17 protein-coding genes are annotated in these 23,613 nt (G+C 74.0%); 3 read left to right on the plus strand and 14 right to left on the minus strand.

All coding sequences use genetic code 11. The features are described 5' to 3' along the window. The first annotated feature begins 32 nt into the window (after positions 1 to 32). Together ACQEVM_RS12820 and ACQEVM_RS12825 are read left to right on the plus strand one after the other, a co-directional pair. Complete coding sequence (locus ACQEVM_RS12820; protein WP_433078037.1) at positions 33 to 347, plus strand: GNAT family N-acetyltransferase; 315 nt, start codon at positions 33 to 35, stop codon at positions 345 to 347. A 358-nt stretch (positions 348 to 705) separates the two neighbouring features. Then, the gene (locus ACQEVM_RS12825) at positions 706 to 1,266 is read left to right on the plus strand and encodes a universal stress protein (RefSeq protein ID WP_433078039.1); all 561 of its coding nucleotides are present in this window, start codon (positions 706 to 708) and stop codon (positions 1,264 to 1,266) included. Between the two features lie 42 nt (positions 1,267 to 1,308). Here the strand turns inward: ACQEVM_RS12825 and ACQEVM_RS12830 are convergent, their stop codons facing one another. The 9 genes from ACQEVM_RS12830 to ACQEVM_RS12870 all read right to left on the minus strand — a co-directional run bounded on the left by ACQEVM_RS12830 (position 1,309) and on the right by ACQEVM_RS12870 (position 8,812). Beyond that, positions 1,309 to 1,659 (minus strand): hypothetical protein, encoded by a 351-nt coding sequence (locus tag ACQEVM_RS12830; RefSeq protein ID WP_433078041.1) that lies wholly within the window; start codon positions 1,657 to 1,659, stop codon positions 1,309 to 1,311. Between the two features lie 222 nt (positions 1,660 to 1,881). After that, complete coding sequence (gene nadE / locus ACQEVM_RS12835; protein ID WP_433078043.1) at positions 1,882 to 2,712, minus strand: ammonia-dependent NAD(+) synthetase; 831 nt, start codon at positions 2,710 to 2,712, stop codon at positions 1,882 to 1,884. Positions 2,713 to 2,754: 42 nt separating this feature from the next. Continuing rightward, positions 2,755 to 3,129 (minus strand): hypothetical protein, encoded by a 375-nt coding sequence (locus ACQEVM_RS12840; RefSeq protein ID WP_433078045.1) that lies wholly within the window; start codon positions 3,127 to 3,129, stop codon positions 2,755 to 2,757. 392 nt (positions 3,130 to 3,521) lie between these two features. Further along, positions 3,522 to 4,073, minus strand: a complete 552-nt coding sequence (locus ACQEVM_RS12845; protein WP_433078047.1) for an ATP-binding protein — start codon at positions 4,071 to 4,073, stop codon at positions 3,522 to 3,524. Positions 4,074 to 4,171: 98 nt separating this feature from the next. Further along, complete coding sequence (locus ACQEVM_RS12850; RefSeq protein ID WP_433078049.1) at positions 4,172 to 4,552, minus strand: STAS domain-containing protein; 381 nt, start codon at positions 4,550 to 4,552, stop codon at positions 4,172 to 4,174. 73 nt (positions 4,553 to 4,625) lie between these two features. Continuing rightward, the gene (locus ACQEVM_RS12855) at positions 4,626 to 5,084 is read right to left on the minus strand and encodes a response regulator (RefSeq protein WP_433078051.1); all 459 of its coding nucleotides are present in this window, start codon (positions 5,082 to 5,084) and stop codon (positions 4,626 to 4,628) included. Next, positions 5,081 to 6,694 carry a sensor histidine kinase gene (locus ACQEVM_RS12860; protein WP_433078053.1) on the minus strand — a complete coding sequence of 538 codons (1,614 nt, stop codon included), beginning with the start codon at positions 6,692 to 6,694 and terminating at the stop codon, positions 5,081 to 5,083. Before ACQEVM_RS12860 ends, ACQEVM_RS12855 begins: the two co-directional genes overlap by 4 nt. An 80-nt stretch (positions 6,695 to 6,774) precedes the next feature. Then, positions 6,775 to 8,067, minus strand: a complete 1,293-nt coding sequence (locus ACQEVM_RS12865; RefSeq protein ID WP_433078055.1) for a PP2C family protein-serine/threonine phosphatase — start codon at positions 8,065 to 8,067, stop codon at positions 6,775 to 6,777. 163 nt (positions 8,068 to 8,230) lie between these two features. After that, complete coding sequence (locus ACQEVM_RS12870) at positions 8,231 to 8,812, minus strand: MarR family winged helix-turn-helix transcriptional regulator (protein ID WP_433078057.1); 582 nt, start codon at positions 8,810 to 8,812, stop codon at positions 8,231 to 8,233. 221 nt (positions 8,813 to 9,033) lie between these two features. Here ACQEVM_RS12870 and ACQEVM_RS12875 point away from each other — a divergent pair, with 221 nt between their 5' ends. Then, positions 9,034 to 10,209 carry a PP2C family protein-serine/threonine phosphatase gene (locus tag ACQEVM_RS12875; protein ID WP_433078059.1) on the plus strand — a complete coding sequence of 392 codons (1,176 nt, stop codon included), beginning with the start codon at positions 9,034 to 9,036 and terminating at the stop codon, positions 10,207 to 10,209. Between the two features lie 84 nt (positions 10,210 to 10,293). Here ACQEVM_RS12875 and ACQEVM_RS12880 read toward each other — a convergent pair whose 3' ends face one another. From ACQEVM_RS12880 to ACQEVM_RS12900, 5 genes are all read right to left on the minus strand, one after another. Beyond that, positions 10,294 to 11,634, minus strand: coding sequence for an ATP-grasp domain-containing protein (locus ACQEVM_RS12880; protein ID WP_433078061.1), 1,341 nt, complete (start codon positions 11,632 to 11,634; stop codon positions 10,294 to 10,296). Then, positions 11,631 to 12,854 (minus strand): argininosuccinate synthase-related protein, encoded by a 1,224-nt coding sequence (locus tag ACQEVM_RS12885; protein WP_433078063.1) that lies wholly within the window; start codon positions 12,852 to 12,854, stop codon positions 11,631 to 11,633. The genes ACQEVM_RS12880 and ACQEVM_RS12885 overlap by 4 nt, the downstream gene beginning before the upstream one ends. Further along, positions 12,851 to 14,659, minus strand: coding sequence for a non-ribosomal peptide synthetase (locus tag ACQEVM_RS12890; RefSeq protein WP_433078065.1), 1,809 nt, complete (start codon positions 14,657 to 14,659; stop codon positions 12,851 to 12,853). The genes ACQEVM_RS12885 and ACQEVM_RS12890 overlap by 4 nt, the downstream gene beginning before the upstream one ends. Before the next feature lie 82 nt (positions 14,660 to 14,741). After that, entirely contained in the window at positions 14,742 to 17,891 is a 3,150-nt protein-coding gene (locus ACQEVM_RS12895) for a non-ribosomal peptide synthetase (protein WP_433078067.1), read from the minus strand. After that, complete coding sequence (locus tag ACQEVM_RS12900) at positions 17,888 to 23,575, minus strand: SDR family NAD(P)-dependent oxidoreductase (protein WP_433078069.1); 5,688 nt, start codon at positions 23,573 to 23,575, stop codon at positions 17,888 to 17,890. The genes ACQEVM_RS12895 and ACQEVM_RS12900 overlap by 4 nt, the downstream gene beginning before the upstream one ends. Between the last annotated feature and the right edge of the window lie 38 nt (positions 23,576 to 23,613).

Raw genomic sequence — 23,613 nt, forward strand, 5'->3', positions numbered from 1 at the left:
AACCGGATGATCACCGCGCAGGAGGAAGCAGCATGGAACCACGAGTGGTGGACCGCCCCGAGAAGTCCCGGTACGAGATCCTCGCCGGAGCGGACGGGACCGAGACGGCCGGCTTCGCCGAGTACTTCCTCTCGGAGGGCGAGATCGCCTTCATCCACACCGAGACGGAGCCCCGCTTCGCCGGTCAGGGTCTGGGCGGCCTGCTCGCCCGCGGGGCCCTCGACGACGTCCGGGCCCGCGAGCTGGACGTCCTGCCGTACTGCCCCTTCATCCGGGGGTGGATCGGAAAGCACCCGGAGTACACGGACCTCGTTCCCGAGGGGCGCCGGGCACGGTTCGGCCTCTGAGCGACCGCCTGCCACCCGAGCCGCCACAGCCCGCCGCCTGCCGCCCCGCGGTGCTCAGGGAGCGGTGCGCGGCCGATCCGCCGCGTCGGTGGCGCGCCGTGACGAGCGGGCCGCCACCCGGTGCCCGTCGGCACCACACCGGCCGCCCGGCATCGGCTCCGTTTCGGGCCGCCTTCCTCCCGCTCCGGCCCCGCGTCGGCTCCGTCGTTGCCCCACGTCGGCCGTGTGGGGTGACCGATCGGGCGGGGCGCGGAGCGTGATCGGCGGCGGGCGCGGTGCGAGGGGCGCGTCAAGAAGTCCGGGTCCTGCGTTCGGAAACCGTCAGGGCGCCCGCCAGGCACCCCCTCGCGGCCGTTCCATGGAGCGCGTCGGACCACGTGAAAGGGCGGGCGGGACTGTGCGAGGACGCGTCGTGGTGGGGACCAGTGGATCCCTCGGGAGCATGACCGCGCTGCACCGGGCGGCGACGGAGGCCCGGGAACGGGATGCGGAGCTGTGGGTCGTACTGGCCTGGCAGCCGCCGGGCGGCGGGCCGGCCGGGTGCTGCTCCGGGGGCCCGTCGGTGATCGACGGCTGCCGGTCCGCTGCGGTCGAGCGGCTGCGGGAGATCCTCGACCGCGCGTTCGGGGCGCGCCCGCCGGGGGTCACCCTGGCCGGACTGACCGTGCGCGGCACGCCCGGCGCGGCATTGGTGGACGCGGTGGCGGATCCGGGGGACCTGCTCGTCGTCGGAACCGGCAGCCGTGCTCCCGTGCTCCGCGCGCTGAGGCCGTCGGTGGCCCGGTACTGCCTGGCGCACGCGTCCTGCCCGGTCCTGGTGGTGCCGCCCGGCCCGCTCCGCGCCGACCTGGAGTCCGTACGCCGGCGGCGCAGGTGGCGGATGCCGATGGACGCCCGCGAGCTGACGGGATGCCCGTGACCCGGCCCCGCGAGGCCGGGTGGGGCGGTCCGGCCGTTCGGATCAGTGGATGACGCTGAAACTGCGCCAGGGGAGGGTGCGGGGAGCCGTCACGTTCGACAGGGTGGTCGCGACGTAGATCCCGTCGGCCCGATCGGTCTTCTCGCAGTTGGGCGTCCGGTACAGGACGATGTCGACGAGGGTGTTGTTCTCGACGTGGGTGGCGCCCCTGGGAATGGCGATCTTGTGGCAGCCCCTGACCGGGGTGTTCGAGTAGCTCAACTCGACCGGCGACTCGTGGCCGCGGAAGGTGAGCATGCCGACGGTGCTCCGGCCCAGGCCCGAGCAGGCGGTGGCGGTCAGCAACAGTGCTGCGGCCCCGGTGATGACGCCGATACGCCGACTGTGGGACATGGCGCGGTCCTCGTCTGTGCGGTGATGGGGTCCTTGCGCACAGCCTGCCCCGGCGGGGGGCGGACGGCATCCGCTGTTCCGCCGGCCGGATGAACCCGAAGCCACCGGCCCCGGCGACGAGCCCCGACGACGGCCGCCCGGCCCCGGGGCGGTCGCCCCGGGGCCGGGCGGCCACGCCCACCGCTTTCACCGATCCGTCACCCGGCGCCCGGGGCCGGAGCGTCAGGGAGCCACGGGCAGTCGGCGCTTGTGGTCCGTCAGTCGGTAGCGCCCGACGATGGTGGCGAAGGTCGGCTCGTCCACCGGCTTGCCCTCCAGGAAGTCGTCGATGTCGTCGTAGGTGACACCGAGGGCGTCCTCGTCGGCCTTGCCCGGGTCGAGGGTCTCCAGGTCGGCCGTCGGGACCTTCCACACCAGCTCGGCGGGCGCGCCCAGCGCGTCCGCGACGGCGCGCACCCGGCGCTTGGTCAGCCCGGTCAGCGGGACCAGGTCCGCGGCGCCGTCACCGAACTTGGTGAAGAACCCCGACACGGCCTCCGCGGCGTGGTCGGTGCCGACGACCAGACCGTCGTGCGTCCCGGCCACCGCGTACTGGGCGATCATGCGCTGCCGGGCCTTGATGTTGCCGTGCACGAAGTCCTGGTGACGGGCGTCGCGGAAGTCCACGCCGGCGGCCAGCGAGGCCTCCAGGGCCGCGTCGCTCGCGGGCTTGACGTCCACGGTCAGCACGTGGTCGGCCCGGATGAAGGAGAGCGCGAGCCGGGCGTCGTGCTCGTCGGCCTGCACCCCGTAGGGCAGCCGCATCGCGTGGAACCGCGCCTCGTGTCCGGCCGCCCGGGCCCGCTCCACGGCGAGTTGGCACAGCCGGCCGGCGGTGGTCGAGTCCACGCCGCCGCTGATGCCGAGCACGAGGGAGCGCAGACCGGTGGAGGTCAGTCGCTCGGTGAGGAAGGCGACCCGACGCTCGATCTCCCGCTCGGCGTCGAATGTCTCGGCGACCTGCAGGTCCCGGGCGATCTCCTGCTGCAGGGCGATGGACGCCGGCTCGCTCACGTCTGCTCCTCGATGCTGTTCGCGATGTGCTGTCGCGTCACCCTACCCAGGACGTCCGGGCAGGTCTTCGGCGTGGTCCCGGTCGCTCCACGGCGCTCGGCGCCGCACGCGCCGGGCCGTGACGTCCAGTACGTGGACGCAACGCAGCAGCCTGGCCCGGGCGCGGGGGGCGTCCGCGGCCGGAACGACGATCTCGCAGCGTGCGGGGGCCTCGTCGGACGCCCGGAAGGTCAGCTCCGTGACACACAGGCTGTTCAGCACGGTCACGATGCGGGAGAGGGCGTGCCCGCCGTCCCGGAGCGTGAGGGTCAGCGCGTACGAGTCCTCCTCCGCGTCCTGCGGGGCGGGCGGCACGGCGCGGGAAGCGGACCGGCGTGCGGCGATGTCGACGGTGGGGAGGGTGTCGCTGACGGTCATGGGGCGGGCTCCTGTCCTGGGAGGCGGAACGGGCCGAGGCAGACCCGGGCGCGCGCCCGGCCGCGGGCGGCGGTCGGGACCGTGGTCGGGGTCGGCGGTCGGGGTCGGAGGCGAGGTCGGAGAGGGGTCGGGGAGGGTCGGCAGGCGGGGTGGAAAACAAAAAGACCCCTCGCGGATGCGAGAGGTCTGCGTGCGGGCGGTGGGACCGAGGGCGAATCGCTCGGTCAGTCCGGGGCCCGCACGCCGGCGCCAATAATCAACTGGTGCGGCATGGCGGGGAGTCTGCCACGAGAGTCCCGGGTCGTGGCGTCGCATCTCAGCATGCGGATGAGCGCGCCTGCCTGAGACCGGTCGTGGCTGGTCGTGACCGTTCGGGATCGCCCGGCGACCGATCAGGACGCGGCGTCACTCCGAGGGGACACACGGTCGCGGTCCCGATCGTGGCCGGGGACCGAGTCCAGGCCGAGACCGGGGTCCAGGTCCAGGTCCAGGCGGGGGTCGAGGTTACCGGTCCGGTGGGTCGCCACGGAGTGCACGGCGAGCGGTACGAGCACCGTGACGCGCTTGCCGCCCGCCGGCAGGAGGGTGACGGTCACACTGTGCGAGAGGCGCTGGATCAGGGGCCAGCCGAAGCCGCCGGCGAGGAACGTGCCGGCCTGGCGGGGCAGGGTGACGGGGCGGTCGCCGCTGGGGTCGCTGATGCTCAGGCGCAGACCGTTCTCCGACACCGAGGCGTTGAATCCGGTGATCCCGCCGCCGTGCCGGATGGCGTTCGTCGCCAATTCCGACGTCACCAGGAGCGCGTCGGTCAGGACGTCCTCCCCGTCCGGGCCGACACCGACGAGTCCCGCCGAGCCCAGCAGGAACCGCACGCGGTCCCTCGCCTCCATGGCGGTGTGCGGAACGGGCTGCGCCGGTCCGTTCACGTCGTATCGCACGTTCACCTCTCATCGCTCCCGTCAGACGCGGACGCTACTCGACTGCCCTGTAGCCGCGCCGGCAATCGCAGCGGCAAACATCGGTGCCCTGCCCGGCCCGTGGATCACGGTCGATGACGCTGGGAAGGCACGGTCATGATCATGGCTTCGGACAGCGTCGGGGCCGCGGCGAAGACCTGGGAGGCACCCGTGATGTCGAGGAGCCGGCCCAGGCGGGGCGGCACCACCCCGGCCAGGATCACGGGTCGGTTCAGGGCCGGCTGGAGCATGACGCTCAGCGTCGTCGAGTCCGCGAAGGTGACCCCCGCCACGTCCAGGACGTACCGGGCGATGCCGGCGGCCTCGGGGTCCAGGGCGCTGCGCAGCTCGTCCACGTTGTCCATGTCGAACTCGCCCGCCATCACGACGACGCGGACGTCGCCCTCGGAACGCGTCTCGACGCGGCACCGCGCGTCATCGCCACCCGGGAACGTGTGAGCGTCCATGTGCTCCACCTTTCTCTCTCTTCGATGTCGGTTGATCCGGTCCGACCGGTCACACCCGGTCGTGGTGCGCGAATCAGACGGACCGCGGCAGTTTCACCACGGTGACGAAGAAGTCGTCGATCTGCTGGATGGCCCGGATGAACTGGTCGAGGTCCACCGGCTTGGTCACGTAGGCGTTGGCGTGCAGCTTGTAGCTGCGCAGGATGTCCTCCTCCGCCGCCGACGTGGTGAGGACGACCACCGGAATGTGACTCAGATCGGGGTCGTTCTTGATCTGTTCGAGGACCTGCCGACCGTCGTACTTGGGAAGGTTCAGGTCGAGGAGGATCAGGTCGGGGCGCGGGGCGTTCGTGTGGTCGCCCCTGCGGTACAGGAAGTCCAGGGCCTCCAGGCCGTCCCGGACGACGTGCAGCGTGTTGCCGATCTTGTTGTCCTCGAAGGCCTCGCGGGTCATGAGCTCGTCACCCGCGTCGTCCTCGACGAGCAGGACTTCCGCCGGCTGGCTCTGCGGCCTGGGGAGGGGGGTGCTCATGCGGTACTTCCTTCGATGGTCGGTACGGTCGCGTTCGCGTCCACGGAGGTGGAATCGGATCCTGCCACGGAGCCGGATCCTGCCACGGGCCCGTCGTCGGTGAGTACGGGCAGGGTGAAGACCATCCGCGTTCCGCCGGTGTGGGCGGTGTCGATCCGGATACGACCGCCCGCGTGCTCGACGATCTTCTTGCAGAGCGACAGGCCGATCCCCGTGCCGCCGTAGGATTCCCGGCCGTGCAGGCGCTGGAAGATCACGAACACCTTGTCGGCGAACTCGGCCGGGATCCCGATTCCGTTGTCCGTGACGGTGAACGTGTGGAAGCCGGGTTCGGCCCCGGTTCCCTCCTCGTCGTCGCACAGGGCGATCTCGACGCGCGCGGGGCGGTCGGGGGAGCGGAACTTCACGGCGTTGGCCACGAGGTTCTGCCAGAGCATGGTGAGCAGGGTGGGATCGCCCGACACCGAGGGCAGGCGTTCCGGCCGCACGATCTCGGCCCCGCTCTCCTCGATGGCGGTGGCGAGGTTGCGCAGGGCCCGGTCGACGGTGCCGTCCAGGGCGACGGTCTCCCGGGCGTCCTGGACCCGGCCCACCCGGGAGAACGTGAGCAGGTCGTTGATCAGGACCTGCATGCGCTTGGCGCCGTCGACGGCGAAGCCGATGTACTGGCTGCCCCGCTCGTCGAGCCGGTCCCCGTAGCGCTTCTCCAGGAGCTGGCAGAACGAGGCGACCTTGCGCAGCGGTTCCTGGAGGTCGTGCGAGGCGACGTACGCGAACTGTTCCAGCTCGGCGTTGGAGCGGCGCAGTTCCACCGCCTGGGCGTCGAGGTCCGCGGCGGTTTGCTTGAGCTGCTCCGCGTTGCTGCGGGAGGCCGTCAGTTCGGCGACGGTCCGGCGGCGCATGGCCTCCACCGCACGGGCGAGGGAGCGCAGGTCGGAGGGTCCCGTCTCGGGGATCTCCTCGTCGAACGCGCCCGCCGCCACCCGCCGGGACGCGGCCCGGACCTCGGCCAGCGGCCGGACGACGCTCATCTGGAGGAGCACGGCGAGGCTGAGGCCGGTCACGAGGAAGGCCACGACGATCGCCAGCAGGACGTGGTCGCGTTCGGAGCGGGCCTGGGCGAAGGTGGTGCGGGCGTCGGCCTGCACGGTGTCGAGTCGGGTCTGCTGGGTCTTGACGCGGTCGCGGACCTCGTCGAAGCGGTCCTTGCCCAATTGGACCGACGGCCCGGTCGTCCCGGCCTTCGCCGACGCGAGGCTCGGCGAGGCGAAGGAGTCCTGCCAGGCGCGCGCGGCCTCCTCGACGGCCGCCAGTTCGGTCCGGGCGCCGCTCTCGTCGTCGAGCAGCGTCTCCAGCCTCCGGGACGAGGCGCGCTCGTTCTCCAGGCCGCGCTCGTAGGGCTCCAGCAGCTTCGGGTCGCGCGTCAGCAGGTAGCCGCGGACTCCGGTCTCCTGGTCCAGCAGGGCGGACTCCAGGCGCAGGGCCTCCCGCTGGGCCGGCGCGATCCGGTCGACGAGTCGGTCACCGGCCGCCGTCGTCTTCGACAGCAGGGCGGCGCCGACCACGGCCGTGGCGACGACCATCACCCCGAGCAGTGCCAGCACGGCCATGAACCACGCGCGCAGGCTCAGCCGGGTACGCCGGGTACGCCGGGTACGGGGGGTCGGGGGGGCTGTCGGGTCCGGGGCACTCACAAGGAGGTGTTCCATTCGAGGTGGAGTACGGCGACGTCGTCGGCCAGCCCCCCGCTGTCCGCGGCGAGGGTCTGGGCGGTGTGGATCAGGGTGTCGACGAAAGCGTCGGCGGGCAGGTCGTTGTGGCGGCGTGCGATGTCCAACAGGCCGTCCTCGTCGAGGCGGTCCGAGCCGGAGCCGATCCTGCCCTCGATCAGGCCGTCGGTGAAGAGCATCACGGCCCCCTTGTTCTCGACGGGTACCTGGACGACGGGCCACCGGGTGTCCCAGTCGGGCACGATGCCCAGGGCGGGGCCGCCGGGCACCTCTTCCAGGCGCACGCCCGCCGAGGAGCGCACCAGGAAGCCGGGGTGCCCGGCCCGCTGCACGCTGATGTGCGGCGAGCCCGGCGGGCGCGTGACCGCGATGAGCGTGGCGAAGATCTCGGGCCCGGAACGTTCGGCGACCAGGATCTTCTCCAACAGTTCCAGGAGGTCCTGACCGCGGGCGCCGGCCATCACGAACGCCCGCCACGCCACGCGCAGGCACACGCCGAGCGCCGCCTCGTCCGGGCCGTGCCCCGAGACGTCACCGACGACGGCGTGCGTCGCCCCGTCCGGTGTCTGGACGACGTCGTAGAAGTCACCGCCGAGGAGTGCCTGGGCCCGACCGGGCTGGTACCGGGCACAGACCGCGACGGTGTCGTCCAGCAGGAGCGGCGTGGGCAGCAGGCCGCGTTCCAGTCGGGAGTTCTCCTCCGCGCGCAGCCTGCTCGCCTGGAGGGAGGCCGCCGCGAGTTCCGTGTGCTTTCGCTGGATCGCGTAGCGGATGGCGCGCATGAAGACGTCTGCCTCCAGGCGGCCCTTGACCAGGTAGTCCTGTGCCCCGGCCGCGACGGCGGCGAGACCCGCCTGCTCCTCCGAGAGACCGGTGAGGACGACCACGGCGGCCTCGGCGGCGTTCGCCAGCACCTTGTTGAGGGCGTCGAGCCCGTGGGCGTCGGGCAGATGCAGGTCGAGCAGGACGCACTGCGGCGCCTCGCCCTTCAGCCGGGGCAGGGCCTCGGCGAGGGAGCCCGCGCGACCGAGCCGGACGTCGACTCCGCTGTCCGCGACCAGCTCCTCGACGAGGAGGGCGTCACCCTCGTCGTCCTCGATGAGCAGGACGCGCGGGGGAAGGCCGCTCCACAGCGCACGGGAGCGGTCCTCGTCGATCGACGTGGCCTGCCGAGGCGGGCTCACCACCGCGCGTGACAGCGGTGCCGGGTTGTCGGCAGGGTGCGAGGACCCCAGGCCGAGAGCGCTCCCCATGGCGTTGCTTTTCCCCTCTCGCCACACAGCGCGCAGGCCCGACGGGCGCCTGGTGCGTCCGGAGCGAGACTAGAGCGATCATTTGCCATCAGGCAATATTTTAACTGGTCAATCATCAGGGTTTGACCAGCGGCCGGGATCCGTCGCGCTCGCCCCGAGCACGTCAGGCCGTGTCGGACAGCCGGCTGGTCCGCAGCGGTCCGACGCCGGCGCCCCTGGTGGTCGACTCCCGGGCCGCGGCCCCGTGCGGGGCCACCGTCGCCTCGGGTCCCGCCGCCGGCGCCCCTGCGGCGAAGAGGTTCTCGGCCGCCTGCCGCAACCCCGTCAGGCCCACGATCAGCGCCTCGATCGCGGCCGGCTCCATCAGGTCGAGCACGGCGGCCAGCTCCCGCAGCCGGATCGCCCGGTACTCGTCCAGCAGCGCCCGGCCCTGCCGGGTCGGGTACAGCTCGACCTCGCGCCCGCTGGTCCGGCTGCGCGAGCGGGTCAGCAGCCCCATGGCCTCCATCCGGTCGCACAGACGCGTCACCGACGGCGGTCGGGAGCCGAGCATGGCGCCCAGGGTGCGCAGGTTGATGCCCTCGGACTGCTCCACGACGAGCAGCGCACGCAGCTGCGAGGGCGATATCGCCGGGGTCGTGGTGTCCTGGCCGCGTGCCAGCAGTACTTCGAGCAGCTCCGCGACCGCGCCGGTCGTGACGGAAGGGTGGGCTTCCGTGACGGGGAGGTCGTCGAGAGGGGGCATGAGGCCACTCTGCCACCGCCGCGCCCCGGATGTCGCTTCCGCCCGGTGGTGCCCGACGCGGTCGAAGATCGGCGCGCCACGCCCGCCCGGCCCGGAACCAGGCGCCCCGGGCGGGGTTGGCGGCACACCGGTACGCCCGGGCCCGCGACGCGTGTGACACTCCTCTACCGGATGCACACATCGCGTCCACACCCACGAAGAGGAGAGGCAGGCCGCACCCCGTGCCCCCAAGTGATTCGGTGGAGCGCATCCTGCGCGCCGCGGCACCCCACGAGCTGCTCGACGAGATCCGCGCGCTGCTGGTCGCACGCCACGGAGCGCTGTCCGTCGAGCTGCTGTTGGCCGACTACTCCATGACCCGGTTGCAACCCTTGACCACGCCGCCGCACGGCGCCGAGCCGGTGTCGGTGTACTCCACGGCTCCCGGCCGGGCCTTCGGCGCCCAGGAGCCGTACCTCGTGCACGGCGACGAGCGGGTCGTCGTCCACCTGCCGGTGAGCGTGCGCGGAGACCGGCTCGGAGTGCTGAGCGTCACGTTGCCCGAGGGTGCGGGTACGCCCGAGGTCAGGGACGAGCTGGGGCTCGTGGCCGACGCGTTCGGCCACGAGCTCCTCGTGGCCGAACGGGACACCGACCTCTTCCGTCAGGCGCGGCGCACGGACCGGCTGACCCTCGCCGCCGAGATGCAGTGGCAGTTGCTCCCGGGCCGCTCCTGCGCCCGTCCCGAGTACAGCCTCGGCGCGCAGCTGGAGCCCGCCTACGCCATCTACGGCGACAGCTTCGACTGGTCGACCTCGGCCGATCGCCTGTTCCTCGGCGTGAACAACGGCATGGGTGACGGGATCGACGCCGCGCTGTTGACGAACCTGGCGGTCAACGCCGTGCGCAACGCGCGCCGCGCGGGGCTGGGCCTGGTGGACCAGGCCTCCCTCGCGGACCAGGCGGTCTACGGGCAGTACCGCGGCGAGCGCCATCTGGCGATGCTGCTGCTCGACTTCCACCTGGACACGGGGCGCGTCGAGATCGTCGACGCGGGGTCGCCGAAGGTCTGGCGGTTGCGCGACGGGAACGTCGAGGCCGTCGAGCTGGAGGCGCAGCTGCCCCTCGGGATGTTCGAGGACACCGTCTACACCTGCCAGGACTTCCGGGTCGAGCCGGGGGACCGGCTCCTCTTCGCGAGCGACGGGGTCTACGACGTGGCCTCGCCGGCCGGTGAGGGCTACAGCCTGCGCGCACTCGCCCGGGCCATCACCAGCACCCGCCTCCTGCCGCCCTCCCAGGTGCCGGGGGCGATCCTGGAACACCTCGCGGGCCACCGCGGCGCCGGCATCGAGTCCACCGACGACGCCACGGTGGTGTGCCTGGACTGGGCGGGGCGCCCGGCACGGGGCGCCTGATCGCCGGGGGCCGGCCGCGGGAAGGGCCGGCCCCCGATCGTCCGGCCCGGCGGCCCGGCGGCCGAGCGGGCCGCACCGGCCGACTCAGCCGGCCGGGTCCGTGTGACTCCCTCGTGCGGAGCGGGGCCTGCCCTCGACCTCGGACCAGAAGGCGCCCATGCGGTCCTGGACGGCCTCCAGGGTGACCCGGAGTTCGGCGAACCCGGGGGCCGAGCCGTAGACCGTCCCCAGCATCCACTCCGTCCCCGCCCGCCAGTCGGCCCGCCATCCCGGGTCGATGGCGACGTCCACCAGATCGACGCCGGGAATGTCATAGAGGTCGTCGAGGAGCTCCTCCCCGCCCGGGACGCAGGCGTCCGACGGCGGGGACACGAGGTACTGGAAGGCGACCCTGCGGTCGGGTCCGTCGAGCCCGAGCACCGGCTCGGGCGGGTCGAAGGCGCCCAGCGCCGACTCGACGGCATGGGCCAGCAGGTCGACTCCCGACGACCGCTTCAGGATGTCGGAGATGCCGCCGCCGATGCGTCCGTTGACCTCGATCACCCGGGGGCCCTCCGGCGTGAACTTGATCTCCGTGTGGGTCACCCCCTCACGGACGCCCAGTGCCCGCAACGCCCGCCGCTCCAGCCGGACCACCTGCTCGACGAGGTCCTCGGGGAGTTCGGCCGGAACGAACAGGCCGGTCTCCCGGAAGGGGTACGCCGTCGGCAACTTGCCCGTGACTCCCGCCGTCCTGGTGTCACCCTCCCTGGTCACCGACTCGACCGAGACGTAGTCGCCCCAGAAGTCCCCCACCGCCGAGGGGTCGCCGACCAGGTACTCCTCCAGCACGTACGTGCGGGGCTCCGCCACCCCTGCGGTGAACTCCTCGTACCGCGCCTCGAGTTCCTCCGCACTGTCCACCCGGCAGGTGTCCGTGCTGCTGCACCCGGCCCGCGGCTTGATGACCGCCGGCAGCCCGGTCGCCGCCAGCGCCGGGGCGAGGTCCCCGGCGGAGCGGATCAGCCGGCACACGGTGCTCTGGACCCCGGCCGACGCCAGGGCCTCGCGCTGGCGGAACTTGTCCACCAACACCTGCGCGGTGTCCGGTTCGTGGAACGGCAGACCGCAGGCCTTCGCCACCACCGCGGTCGCCCGCAGCAGCGCGTCGCTGAACGTCAGCACACCGTCGGGCTCCAACCCGAGCACGAGCGCGCACAGTTGCCCCTCGGTCAACCCGCCGGTGTCCATCACCCGCGTTCTCCTCGACACCGGGGCCAGGTCCGCGGCGACCAGGGGATCGCCCAGGTCGCCGAGGAACACCACCGTGCAACGCCCCCGCGCCGTGTCCAGGATCCCCAGCGGGGTGGCCGCCCCGCGCCCGTAGACGACGACCAACACGGGCAGGTCCCGCGCCGCGCCCCCGGGGCCGTCGGCGCGCGTCACGCGCGGTACGCCCTTTCCGGGTCCGGTACGCGAGCCGGATCGAAGGAGCCCCGCTCGGCGGCGACGGAGGAGTGTTCCCACGCCTCGCGGTCCCGGAGGTAGAGCGGTTCCTCGGCGACGATGGCCCGCGTCACGGCGGTCCCCGCACCGAGCCGCCAACGGACCGTGCCGGTGACGCCCTGCGAGCAGACGTCCACGAAGGCCTGGCTCGCCCGCCGCAGACCGTCGAACCAACGGCCCTCCAGCGCCTCGCGCACCCAGATCTGCTCCTGGTGCATCTTCTCCCTGATCGTCTCCGCGGGCAGCGTCGCCGTCTCCAGGTGACGGTGGGAACGCAGCAGCAGCGTCGCCGCCGGCATCTCCCTGACCTCCAGGACCTTCTGTCCCCCGGCCAGGTGCTCCAGCCCGGAGTACCGACCGATGCCGTGGGCGCCGACCCGTCGGTTGAGCGTCTCGACGAGCTCCGTCAGCGGCAGGGCACGACCGTCCACCGAGTCGGGCCGGCCCCGGTCGAACCCGATCTCGATCTCCTCCGGTCCCGTACCGGGCCGGGAAACGCTCCACCGGTACAGCTCCTCCGGCACGGCGTGGTCCTCGGGGTCGTCGAGGATCCCCGACTCGAACTCCCGACACCACAGATTGGAGTCGCCGCTGACCAGCCGCTCGTTCAGCTGGTCGAGCCCGGCCTCCTTCAACTCGTGCATCTTGCGACCCCGGTCGACGGGTGTCAGGTCGTACGGGCTGCCGTGGCGCCCGGCGAACCCGAGCAGGTCCAGGGCCCCGTTGAGCCGGCGCAGGGTGTTCTGCGAGCGGTTCGCGGTGTGCAGCACCGTGCCGGCGCCGAGCTCTCGCGCCGTGTCCACGGCTATCTCGGCGATCAGCGGCCGGCTCAGGGAACTGCTGATCGGGTGGGTGTCGAGGTACACCGCGTGCGCGGCTATCGCGGGGCGGACGTACTCCTCCGCGAACCTCGCGCGGGCGTCCACCAGGTGCAGCCGGATGCCGAGTTGGTCGGCCAGCGCCTGCTTGTGCGCGCTGCTCTCGTCCTCGCCGAGGTCGACGCTGAGCGCGTGGACGTCCCGCACGCCGGCCCGCACCAGCCGCAGCAGCAGGTACGTGCTGTCCAGGCCCCCGCTGAAGAGCGTGACGACGGGGGAGGACAGGTCCGGCGCGTGGAGGCGGAGGTCGTCGAACGAGCGGATCGGGGTCCGGGGTCTCACTGTTCCTCCTCGTGCCGCTCGGCGAGGGCGGCGCTGAACTCCGCGACGGTGGGCTCGTCGAACACCAGGTGCATCGGCACCTCGAAGCCGAGCAGCTTCTCCAGTTTCCGGGTCACCCGGATCACCTTGAAGGAGTCCCCGCCGATGTCGAAGAAGTCGTCGTGCAGGCCGATCGCCGGCAGGCCGAGCACCTCGCACCAGACGTCGGCGACGAGCTTCTCCACTTCGCCCGCCTCCCCGGCGGGCATCTCCAGCGCGGTGGTGGCGGGCAGCGCCGTGACGGCCCGCTCCGCCAGCAGGGTCCGGTCGAGCTTGCCGTTGGCGGTCAGCGGCAGCTCCGGCAGCACGGTGAGGGCGGCGGGAACCATGTACCCGGGGAGCGCGGAGCGCAGGGCCGCGTGGACGGCCGCGGTCACGGCCCGCGGGTCGGATCCCGGCTCGACGACCAGGAAGCCGACCAGGCGCGCCTCGCCGCCGGATCCGCACGCGACCGCGGCGGCCTGGCGGACCCCGGGGACGCGCAGGGCCGCGGCCTCGATCTCGCCGAGCTCGATGCGGTAGCCCCGCACCTTCACCTGGAGGTCCACCCGGCCGAGGAACTCCAGCCCGCCCACCGGGTGGCTCCGCACGAGGTCCCCGGAACGGTAGAGGAGGTCGCCGGGATCGCCGAGGTGGTCCGGGACGAACCGCTCGGCCGTCAGCTCGGGCCGGTCGAGGTAGCCCAGGGCGAGACCGGCACCGCCTATGTACAGCTCGCCCGGCTCCCCGTCGGCCACCGGACGGCCGTCCTCGTCGAGGATCCGCAACGTGGTGTCCTCGATGGCCGGGCCGATGTACACCGTGTCCAGCTCCGTGTCCCGGGGCGGGACCCACGCCGTGCAGTAGATCGTGCACTCGCTCGGCCCGTACAGGTTGGTGAGCGGCGCGGTGGACCGCGCGTGGAAGCGGCGGACCAGCTCGGGGCCGAGCGGTTCCCCGCCGGTGAGGACCCGGCGCAGCCCGTCGAGGCGTTCCTCCGGGCCGCGGGCCGACAGGAACAGGTCGAGCAGGGAGACCACGCAGTAGAAGGTGGTGATGTCCGCCTCGCGGATCGTCCGCGCGAGGTAGTCGGCGTCGCGTTGGCGTCCCGGCGCGGCGATCACGATCGTGGCACCGGTGATCAGCGGCCAGTACACCTCGATGAGGAACATGTCGAAGCTGCACGCGGTGTGGTGCAGCATCCGGTCGTCCTCGCCCAGCCCGTGGGCGCGCTGGAGCGCCTTCAGGCGACTGGCGACCGCCCGGTGCGGGATGAGGGACGCCTTGGGGCGGCCGGTGGAGCCGGAGGTGTAGATGGCCACGGCGGGCTGCTCGGCCAGGTCGGCGGCGGTCTCGAACGCGCCGACCGGCGCCTCGGCCGCGCACTCCTCGACCGTCACCACCTCGACGTCGAGCCCGGCGGGGAGCCGGGACCGGAGGGCCTCGGTGGTGATCAGCAGCCGGGGCCGGCAGTCGGCCAGCATGTCGAGGGTGCGTTCCACCGGGTCGTTCGCGTCGAACGCCACCTGGGCGGCGCCGGCGAGGACCACACCGCTCACGCCCACCACGAACTCCGCGGAGCGCTCCACGTAGACCGCCACCCGGTCTCCGGGACGCGCCCCCCGCCGCCGCAGCAGCGAGGCGACCCGCAGGCAACGGTCCCGGAGTTCGCCCGCGGTGATCTCGCGGTCGCCGTCGACGACGGCGACCCGCTCGGGGGCGCCGTCCCACCGTCTCAACAGCAGGGTGTCGAGCCGGTCGTCGGCCGGTTCGAGAAGGGTGGCCATCACGCGTGTTCCCATCGGTGTGTGTGGTGTGTGTCTGCTCTGCCGGCCCGGTCGGCGCGCCCTGGGCCGTCTCCGGGTGCCGTCAGCCGGATTCCGGGAGGGCCTCGGCGAGGGCGGCCGTCAGTTCCCGGACCGTGGAGGCGTCGAAGAACAGCTCGATGTCCAACTCGGCGCCGAGTTCGGCCTGGAGCTTGGACGCCAGTCGCATCGCCCGCAGCGAGTCGCCGCCGAGTTCGAAGAAGTCGTCGTCGAGCCCGACCTCGGGCAGGGAGAGCACGTCCCGGAACAGCTTCGCGACCAGTTCCTCCCGCCCCCGTGCCTCCTCGGTGCCGGCGACCTCCGGCGCGGGGGCGTCGGGCGTCCCCTCCGGCGCGGGCAGCGGCGCCCGCAACGCGAGGAGGTCCGTCTTGCCCGCCGGCGTCATCGGCAGCTCGGCCAGCCCCACGAAGGTTTCCGGAATCATGTACGACGGCAGCCGACGTCGCAACTCACCCGCCAACCAGTCGGGTTCGAGCACGGCGGAGCGGTCCGCCGGCACGGTCCACGCGACCAGCCGGCCGTCCCGCACGGCCACGGCGGCCCCCGCGACCTCGGTCAGGTCCAGGAGCACCGCCTCGATCTCGCTCGGCTCGATCCGGTACCCGCGCAGCTTCAGCTGCCGGTCGATCCGGCCCAGGACCTCCACCCGTCCGTCGGGCAGCACCCGGGCGTGGTCACCGGTGCGGAACATCCGGGTCCGGCCCTCGGTGAACGGGTCGCCGACGAAGCGCTCCGCCGTGAGTTCGGGCAGGTTCCAGTAGCCCTCGGCGACCCCGTCGCCACCGATGCACAGCTCGCCCACGCAGCCGATCGGCAGCAGCCCGTCGGCCGGGTCGAGGACGCGCAGCACGGTGTTGGACAGGGGGCGCCCCACGGTGACCCGCACGGTGTCCTTGCGGATCTCCTCCACGCTGGAGTAGACGGTGGTCTCGGTGGGCCCGTACATGTTCCACACGCTCGACCCGCGCTCGGTCAACGGGGCCGTCAGGTCCGGCGGGAACGCCTCGCCGCAGCTGTAGAGCCGCGGCCGGCCCACGCCCTGCCACCCGGAGTCGAGCAGCGCCCGGTACCGGGAGGGGGTCGCCTGGAGGGCCGTGATGCCGTGCCGTTCGACGTACCGGTCCAGCTCGGTGCCGCTCAGTCCCAGCGAACGGTGGCCGACGTGGACGGTCGCGCCGACGGCCAGCGGTACGAGCAGCTCGGCCAGCGAGGTGTCGAAGGTCAGCGTGGTGAGGGCCAGGAAACGGTCCTCGGCGGTGAGACCGGGGTGCCGGAAGGCGAGACTGTCCACGAGGTTCGCGAGCGCCCGGTGGCCGACCGCGACGCCCTTGGGGTTGCCGGTGGAGCCCGAGGTGTAGATGAGGTAGGCGAGCCCGTCCGGGTCCGCGTCGGGCAGGGCCGCCGGGTCGGGTCGGGTGCCGTCCTCGCCCGCCCCGTGCGGGAGCGTCTCCCGGGACAGGTCGAGCACGGCGCCGTTCCAGGACTCCGGACCGGGCAGCGGTGTGCCGTCGGTGAGCACCAGCGCCGGCGCGGCGTCCTTCAGTACGTACGCGATCCGGTCCGCCGGGTGCGCGGGGTCGAGCGGCACGAAGGCGGCGCCCGCCCGCGCGACGCCGAGCAGCGCGGTGACCAGGTCGGCGCCGCGACCGAGGCAGACCGCCACCCGGTCGCCGGCGCGCACCCCGAGGTCGACCAGCCGCAGGGCCAGCGCCGTGGCCCGCGCGTCCAGTGCGCGGTAGTCGTACGTGGTCGATCCGGCGACCACGGCCGGGTGGTCGGGGCGGTCGCGGACGGCCGCGCCGATCAGGTCGGCCAGGAACGCGCGCGGCGGGGTCCGGTCGATGTCGGCGCCGTTCCAGCGGTCGAGCTGGAGCGCGCGGACCGGCTCGGGGACGGCGAGGAGTTCGCTCACCGGCGTCTGCGGGCGCTCGGCGAACCGGGTGAGGACGGCCGCGACGTGGGCGAGCAGGGCCTCGGCCTCGCCCTCGTCGAAGCGGGCCGAGTCCACGATCGCCTGGAGGTGGGTCTCCCCACCGGTCCGCACGACGAGGGTCACCGCGTAGTTCGTGCGGGTCTCGTAGCGGACGTCGGTGATGACCGCCCCGCCGGAGAGCACGGCCCGCGACTCGTCCGGGTAGTTCTCGAACACGACCACGGAGTCGAAGAGCGCGACGCCCGGCTGGAGCCCGGCCCACCGCTGCACGTCGGTCAGCGGGGTGTGCTGGTGCTCCAGGATGGGGTGCCGGGCCTGTGCGTACCGTGACAGCCAGGCGTCGGCGGGCAGTTCCGGATCGATGCGGGCGCGCGTCGCGACGGTGTTGATGAACATGCCGATCATCTCGGCGGCCCGGTCCAGGCCGGTGGGGCGGCCGGAGACGGTGACGCCGAACACCACGTCCTGCTTGCCGCTGTACCGGGCCAGGGTCCCGGCCCAGGCGGCCTCCACCACGCTGCCGAGCGTGGTCGAGCGGGACGCCGCGAGGGCCCGCAGCCGGTCGGTGGTCCCGGCCGACAGGGTCGCGGACACCCTGCGGTAGTCGCCCGAGGGGCGGGCCCCGGGGCGGGTCCCCGGGAGCGTGAGGGTGGCCGGTTCCCGGTACCCGGCGAGGTGATCGGTCCAGAACTCCCGGTCCCGGTCGGCGTCCTGATCGCGCAGCCAGGCGATGTGGTCGCGGAACGGCGGGGGCGCCGGGCGACCCGGGTCCGCGCCGCCGAGCGTCGCGGTGACCTCGGCCATCAGCAGGGCGGCCGACCAACCGTCGAGCAGCAGGTGGTGATAGGTCCACACGAGGAGGTGCTCGTCCGGGAGGCGCAGGACGAGCAGCCGCATCAGCGGGGGGCGGGTCAGGTCGAAGGGCTCGCGGCGCCTGCGGTCGAGCTCACCCGCGATCTCCGTGTCCCGCGCGGTGCCGTCGAGGTGCGACAGGTCACGGAAGTCGACGGGCACCTCGGCGGACGGCAGGACCACCTGCCGCGGTGCGCTGATCCGCTCGTGGACGAAGGCGGTGCGCAGGACGGGATGCCGGGCGGCGGCGGCCTGCCAGGCCGCCGTGAGGCCCTGGACGTCGAGGTCCCCGCTGACGCGGAAGGTGGTGAGCTCCAGGTAGAGGCCGTGCTCCGGAGAGGTCGTGCTGTGGAAGAGCATGCCCTCCTGTGCGGGCGACAGCGGGTAGATGTCCTCGATGTTGTTCATTTCTTGTCCTCTCCGAACCCGAACAGGTTCATGACCTGTGCCAGGTCCTCGGTGCTGAGATCGGCGTCCGGGAAGGCGCCGGTGTCCGCGCGGGGCGGTGTGTCGACGGCGGGGGCCGGTCGGCCGGCCCCGGGTGTCCCGGACACCGCGCGTCCCCCGGACGCGGCCTCGGCCGCGTCGCGGAGGTGGGCGGCGAGGCCGCCCGCGGTCGGGTGGGCGAACAGGTCGCTCGGCGCCACGGCCAGGCCGATGCGCTGGAGTTCGGCGGTGATCTGCACGATGGTCAGGGAGTCCGCGCCCAGCTCGAAGACGCTGTCGTCGGCGCCGATCCGGGGCACGCCCAGCATCCGGGACCACACCTCGGCGATCCGCTGCCCGACGTCGTCGGGGTCCACGGGCCGCGCCGTGTCGTCCGGGGCGTCGGTGCGGCGTGCGGCCTCCGCGCCGACCGCCGGTCCGCCGGCCGTGCCGGGCAGTGGGTGCGCGAGGCCGGCGCGCGGGCTCACCAGGACGTGCGGCAGGTGGCGGTTGGCGAGGATCCGTTCGAGGGCGAGCAGACCCCGCCCGGTGGGAATGCCGTCGGTGTCCGCAGGCCTGCCGGGCGCACCCGGGAGGTCCGCGCCGGCGGGCGCGGTGACCGCGCGCAGCACGAACCCCTCGACCGTCACGAGCGGGGAACCGTCCGGGGCGGTGAGCAACACGTCCGCGACCAGGGTGTCGTCGGCGGCGGGGTCGCCGGACCGCATCACCACGTGGGCGCGCAGCGCCGCGCCGAGCCGCCGGTGGACGATCATGCGCCGGTAGGCGACCGGCAGATGACGTCCCGACACGCCGGCCGCGGCGCCCGTCGCCACGTCCAGCAGCGCGGGGTGCAGCGGATGCGCCGAGAGGTCGCCGTGGAACGCCTCGGGCAGGCGCAGTGTCAGCACCGCCTCCGCGTCGCCCCGACGGATCCCGTCGAGGCAGTCCCAGCGGGGGCCGGTGGTCAGTCCCACGGCGCCCGTCGGGACGCGGTCCCCGGCCGGGGCGTCCGGGCGCCGGACCCCACCGGCCGTGACCTCGGTGTCGAGGGTCGCCCCGTCGGGGGCCGTCGGCCCGGGGGCGGGGCCGTCGTACGCGGCGATCCGGCCCTGGCCGTGCGGTCGGGCGGACGCGGACGAGCACACCTCCCAGTCGTGCCCGCCTCCCGCCGCGGGACGCAGCCGTACGGTCACCACCGCGGGGTCGGCCTCCGGCAGCCACAGCGGCCGGGTGAACACGGCGTCCAGCTCGACCGCCCCCGGACCCGCCACCAGGGCGTGCGCCGCGACCACGAGGTCGAGGAGCGCCGTGCCGGGCAGCACGGGCTCGTCCGACAACCGGTGTTCCGCGGACAGCCAGTCGGTGTCCGGGCCGGTGCGCAGCCTCAGCGCTGTCCAACCGTCCCCGCCGGTGTGACGGGCCTCGAACAGCGGGTGGTCCAGCGGGTCGCCCGCCTCGCCCGGGGTGTTCCCGAGGGCGTGGCGCACCGCCATGCCGGTCTGCGACCAGCGGTCCCAGCCGATGGACACCAGGGTGTCGTCGGTGTGCGCGTAGCTGTCGAGGAAGGCGTTCGCGCCGCTGTAGTCGGCCTGCCCGGCGGCGTCGGTGACCGACAGGACCGAGGAACAGAGCACGACGGTCGGGCGGTCGTCGGCCGTCAACCGGTGCAGCAGGAGGGTTCCGCGCACCTTGGGAGCCAGGACCCCGGCCACGTCCCGCCGGGTCCGCAACGCCATCGTGCCGCCCCCGGGCAGGCCCGCCGCGTGCACGATCCCGGCGATCGGGCCGTGCGCGGCGCGGATCCGCCCGAGGGTGGACTCCAGCTCCCCGGCGTCGGTGACATCGCACTGGACGAGGCAGACGGCCGTCCCGTGTCCGGTCAGTTCGGCCAGGGCACGGGCCTGCTCCGGCGGGCAGTCGGGGGCCGGCGCGGCGCCCGCGGGGCGGATCGTGGTCCAGCCCGGACCGTCCGGCACCGGGCGCCGGCCCATCAGCAGCAGCGTGCGACCGCCGTCCCGGGCGAGGCGCCCGGCGACGGCCAGACCGATGCCGCCGAGGCCGCCGGTGACCAGCCAACCGCCGCCCGGAAGGGCCGTGGTGGACGACGTCGACGCCTCGTCCCCGGGGAGCAGTGCGGGCCGCTCCCAGCCGGGCACGAGACGAGCCCGCCCCCGGACGGCGATCAGCGGCGCCACCGGCCCCGCCGCGCGCAGCTCGACGAGGACCGCGTCGGCGGCGCGTTCCAGCGCCGGGGCGTCGTGGGGCGCGCAGTCGAGATCGAGGGCGCCCACGGTGAACCCGGGCAGTTCGCCGGGCAGCGCGCGCACGGCTCCCATGGCCGTGGCCGCCTGCGGGCTGCGGGGTGCACGGCCGTGTACGCCGTGGGCTCCGTCGCTGACCAGCAGCGTCCGTACGGGCCGGCCGGGGAAGGCGCCGCTCAGGGCCTGCGCCAGCTCGGCGGGCACCGTGAGGGCGAGCAGGGCGCCGCGCGCCACCTCGTCGGGGTCGGCCCGCCGCGCGTCGAGGGCGTCGACCGCCCAGCAGGAGACGACCGCGTCGATCACGTGGCCCCGGTCGGCCAGCTCACCGACGAGCGTGGTGAAGGCATGGGGGTCCTCGGGGTCGACCGTCCGCACCGCCGTCGGACCCGTCCCGGCGCCGTCGGCGCCAACCGGGGAGGCGGGGGTGCGGGGGAGGGCCCGTACGGTGTGGACCTCGGCGCCCGCCCGGACCAGCCGCGCGGCGATCCGGTCGGCCAACCCGGCCTCGTCGGCCAGGAGCAGGACCGCCCCGGGAGCGCCGTGCGGGTCGGCGACGGGCGGCGCCGCCTGCGACCAGGACGGCACGCGGAGCCACTCGTCGACCGAACCCGCGGACGCGGAGCCATCTACACCCCCGGCGCCGCCCGCGGCCCCGACGGAAGTGGTCCCGGCGGGCTCCGGTGCCTCGGGGCGCGACCGGCCGGCCACGGGAGCGCCCGTCGGCGTGAACCAGTGGCGGGCCGGCTCGAACGGGTAGCCGGGCAGCGGCACGCGCCGTCGTCCCGCCCGCTCCCCGAGGGCGGACCAGTCGACGACCACCCCCCGCTCCCACAGCCCGGCGAGGGCGGTCAACCGGGCCGGCGGGCGGTCCTGCGCCGCGCCGGAGTCCGGGGCGTACAGGGACGGCAGGACGAGCCGCTCGGCCGCCGGGCTCCGCCGGGCGAACCCCGACAGGGCCTGCCCGGGGCCCGCCTCGACGAGCACGGCCCCCTCCGGCAGGGCGGCGAGCGCGTCCGCGAAGCGCACGGTCCGCCGCATCTGCCGCGCCCAGTACTCGGGCGACCGGGCCTCCTGCGGTGTCAGGGCGCGCCCCGTCAGGGTCGACACCACGGTGACGGCGGGCGCCTGGGCGGGCACCGAGGCCACCAGCTTCGTGAACTCCTCCACCAGCGGGTCGGCGTGCCGGCTGTGGAAGGCGTGCCGGACGCCGAGCGGGCGGCCCGTCACCCCCTGGTCGGCCAGCAGCGCGGCGAAGCGGTCCACCGCGCCCGGATCACCCGCCACCACACAGCGGTCGGGCGCGTTGACGGCGGCGATCTCCGGCAAGGTCCCCGACTCGGAGCCGAGTTCCCGGCCGAGCCGCTCCAGGTGCGCCCGTGTCTCCCGTTCGGGGAGCGGTACCGCGAGCATGGAGCCCGGGGCCATGCCCGCCATCAGCCGACCGCGTTCGGCGACCAGCCGGGCCGCGTCCGGGAGGGTGAACACCCCGGCGGCGCACGCCGCGGCGAACTCCCCGACGCTGTGCCCGACCAGCGCGACGGGGCGGATCCCCGCGGCCGTCCACCACGCGGTCAGCGCGTACTCGACGGCGAAGAGCGCCGGCTGCGCCACCTCGGTGCGGTCGAACAGGTCCGGGTGCGCGGGGTCCAGGAGCAGCGCCCGGGGCGTCGCCCCCGTCCAGGGCTCCAGGGCCTCCAGCGCACGGTCCAGGGACTCGCGGAAGGCGGGTTCCGTCTCGTACATCTCGGCGGCCAGGCCGGGCGCCCCGGCACCCTGGCCGGGGTACAGCAGGACGACGTCCGGCTCGCGGTCGGCGGCCCGGACGGGCCGGACCGCGGCGAACGGTGTGGCGGATCCGCTGCGCGGCACGGGGACCGCGGCGCGCCAGGCGTGGGCGGTGCGCCCGATCTGGAGGGTGTGCGCGGCGTCGGACGGGTCCGGCGCGTCGGGTGCGGCGAGCGCGACGTCCAACCGGGCCGCGGCCCGCTCCAGCGCCTCGGGCGTGCGCGCCGACAGCGGGAGCACCTCCCACTCGGCGGCCCGCGGCGCGGGCCGGGCGGGGCGCGGCAGCGGCGGCGGGTCCTGGAGGATCACGTGCGCGTTGGTGCCGCCGATCCCGAAGGAGCTGACGCCCGCGATCCGCGACCCGTCCGGGCGGGACCAGTCCTCGGCCGTCGTCAGGACGCGGAACCCGGTCTCGGCCAGGCCGTCGGTCGGCCGCTCGAAGTGGGCGGTGGGGACGAGGGTGCGGTGGTGCAGACAGAGCACCGTCTTGATCAATCCGGCCATGCCGGCGCAGGTGTCCAGGTGCCCCACGTTCGACTTGACCGCGCCGAGCACCCGCTCCGCGTCGGGGTCGGATCCGAAGACCTTGGCCAGGGCGGCCAGTTCGATGCGGTCTCCGAGCGCGGTGGCGGTGCCGTGCGCCTCGACGTAGGAGACCTCGTCGGGGGTGACCCCGGCGACTGCCTGCGCGGCCGAGATCACCCGGACCTGACCGTCCATGCCGGGGGCGGTGAACCCGACCTTGCGGGAACCGTCGTTGTTCACGGCGGAGCCCAGCAGCAGCGCCCGCACCGTGTCGCCGTCGGCCACCGCGTCGGCGAGCCGCTTGAGGACGACCGTGCCCACGCCGCTGCCGAACACGGTGCCGGTGGCGGCCTTGTCGAAGGGCCTGCAGTGTCCGTCGGCCGACAGGATGCCGCCCTCGGAGTGCAGGTAACCGTGTCCCTGCGCCACCCCCGCCGACACCGCGCCGGCCAGGGCCACGTCGCACTCGCCGCTGAGCAGCGCCTCGCTCGCCAGGTGCACGGCGACGAGCGCGGAGGAGCAGGCGCTCTGCACGCTCATGCTCGGCCCGGTGAGCCCGAGCCGGTACGAGGTCTGGGTGGCCAGGTAGTCCTTGTCGCCGGAGGCGAGCCACTGGACGTCCGCGCGGTCGCCCAGTTCCCCGGCGTGGGGCAACAGATGGTGTGTGAGGTAGGAGTTGAAGCCCGCCGACGCGTACACGCCGATCGAACCGTCGAAGCCCTCGGCCCGCAGGCCGGCGTCCTCCAGCGCGGTCACCGCGCACTGGAGGAACAGCCGGTGCTGCGGGTCCATGAGCGCCGCCTCGCGGGGCGGGATCCCGAAGTACTCGGCGTCGAACTCGTCGATGCCGTCCAGGACACCGCCCGCCGGCACGAACCTGGGGTCGGCCAGGCGCTCGGCCGGGACCCCGAGGGCCGCGAGTTCCCCGGGCGTGCGGAAACCGACGGTCTCCCGGCCGTCCACGAGGTTCGCCCAGAAGGCGTCGGCGTCGCGCGCGCCGGGGAACCGGCAGGCGAGGCCGATGACGGCGACCGCGTCCGGCAGGTCCGCCGCATCGGCGGGTCCCGGTTCCCTGGTGTCCTGAATGGTCATGCGGTGTCTTCTCCTTCGGGCGTTCTCGGCCGCGGATC

Source organism: Streptomyces sp. CA-243310 (assembly GCF_050936775.1).
Taxonomy (GTDB): domain Bacteria; phylum Actinomycetota; class Actinomycetes; order Streptomycetales; family Streptomycetaceae; genus Streptomyces.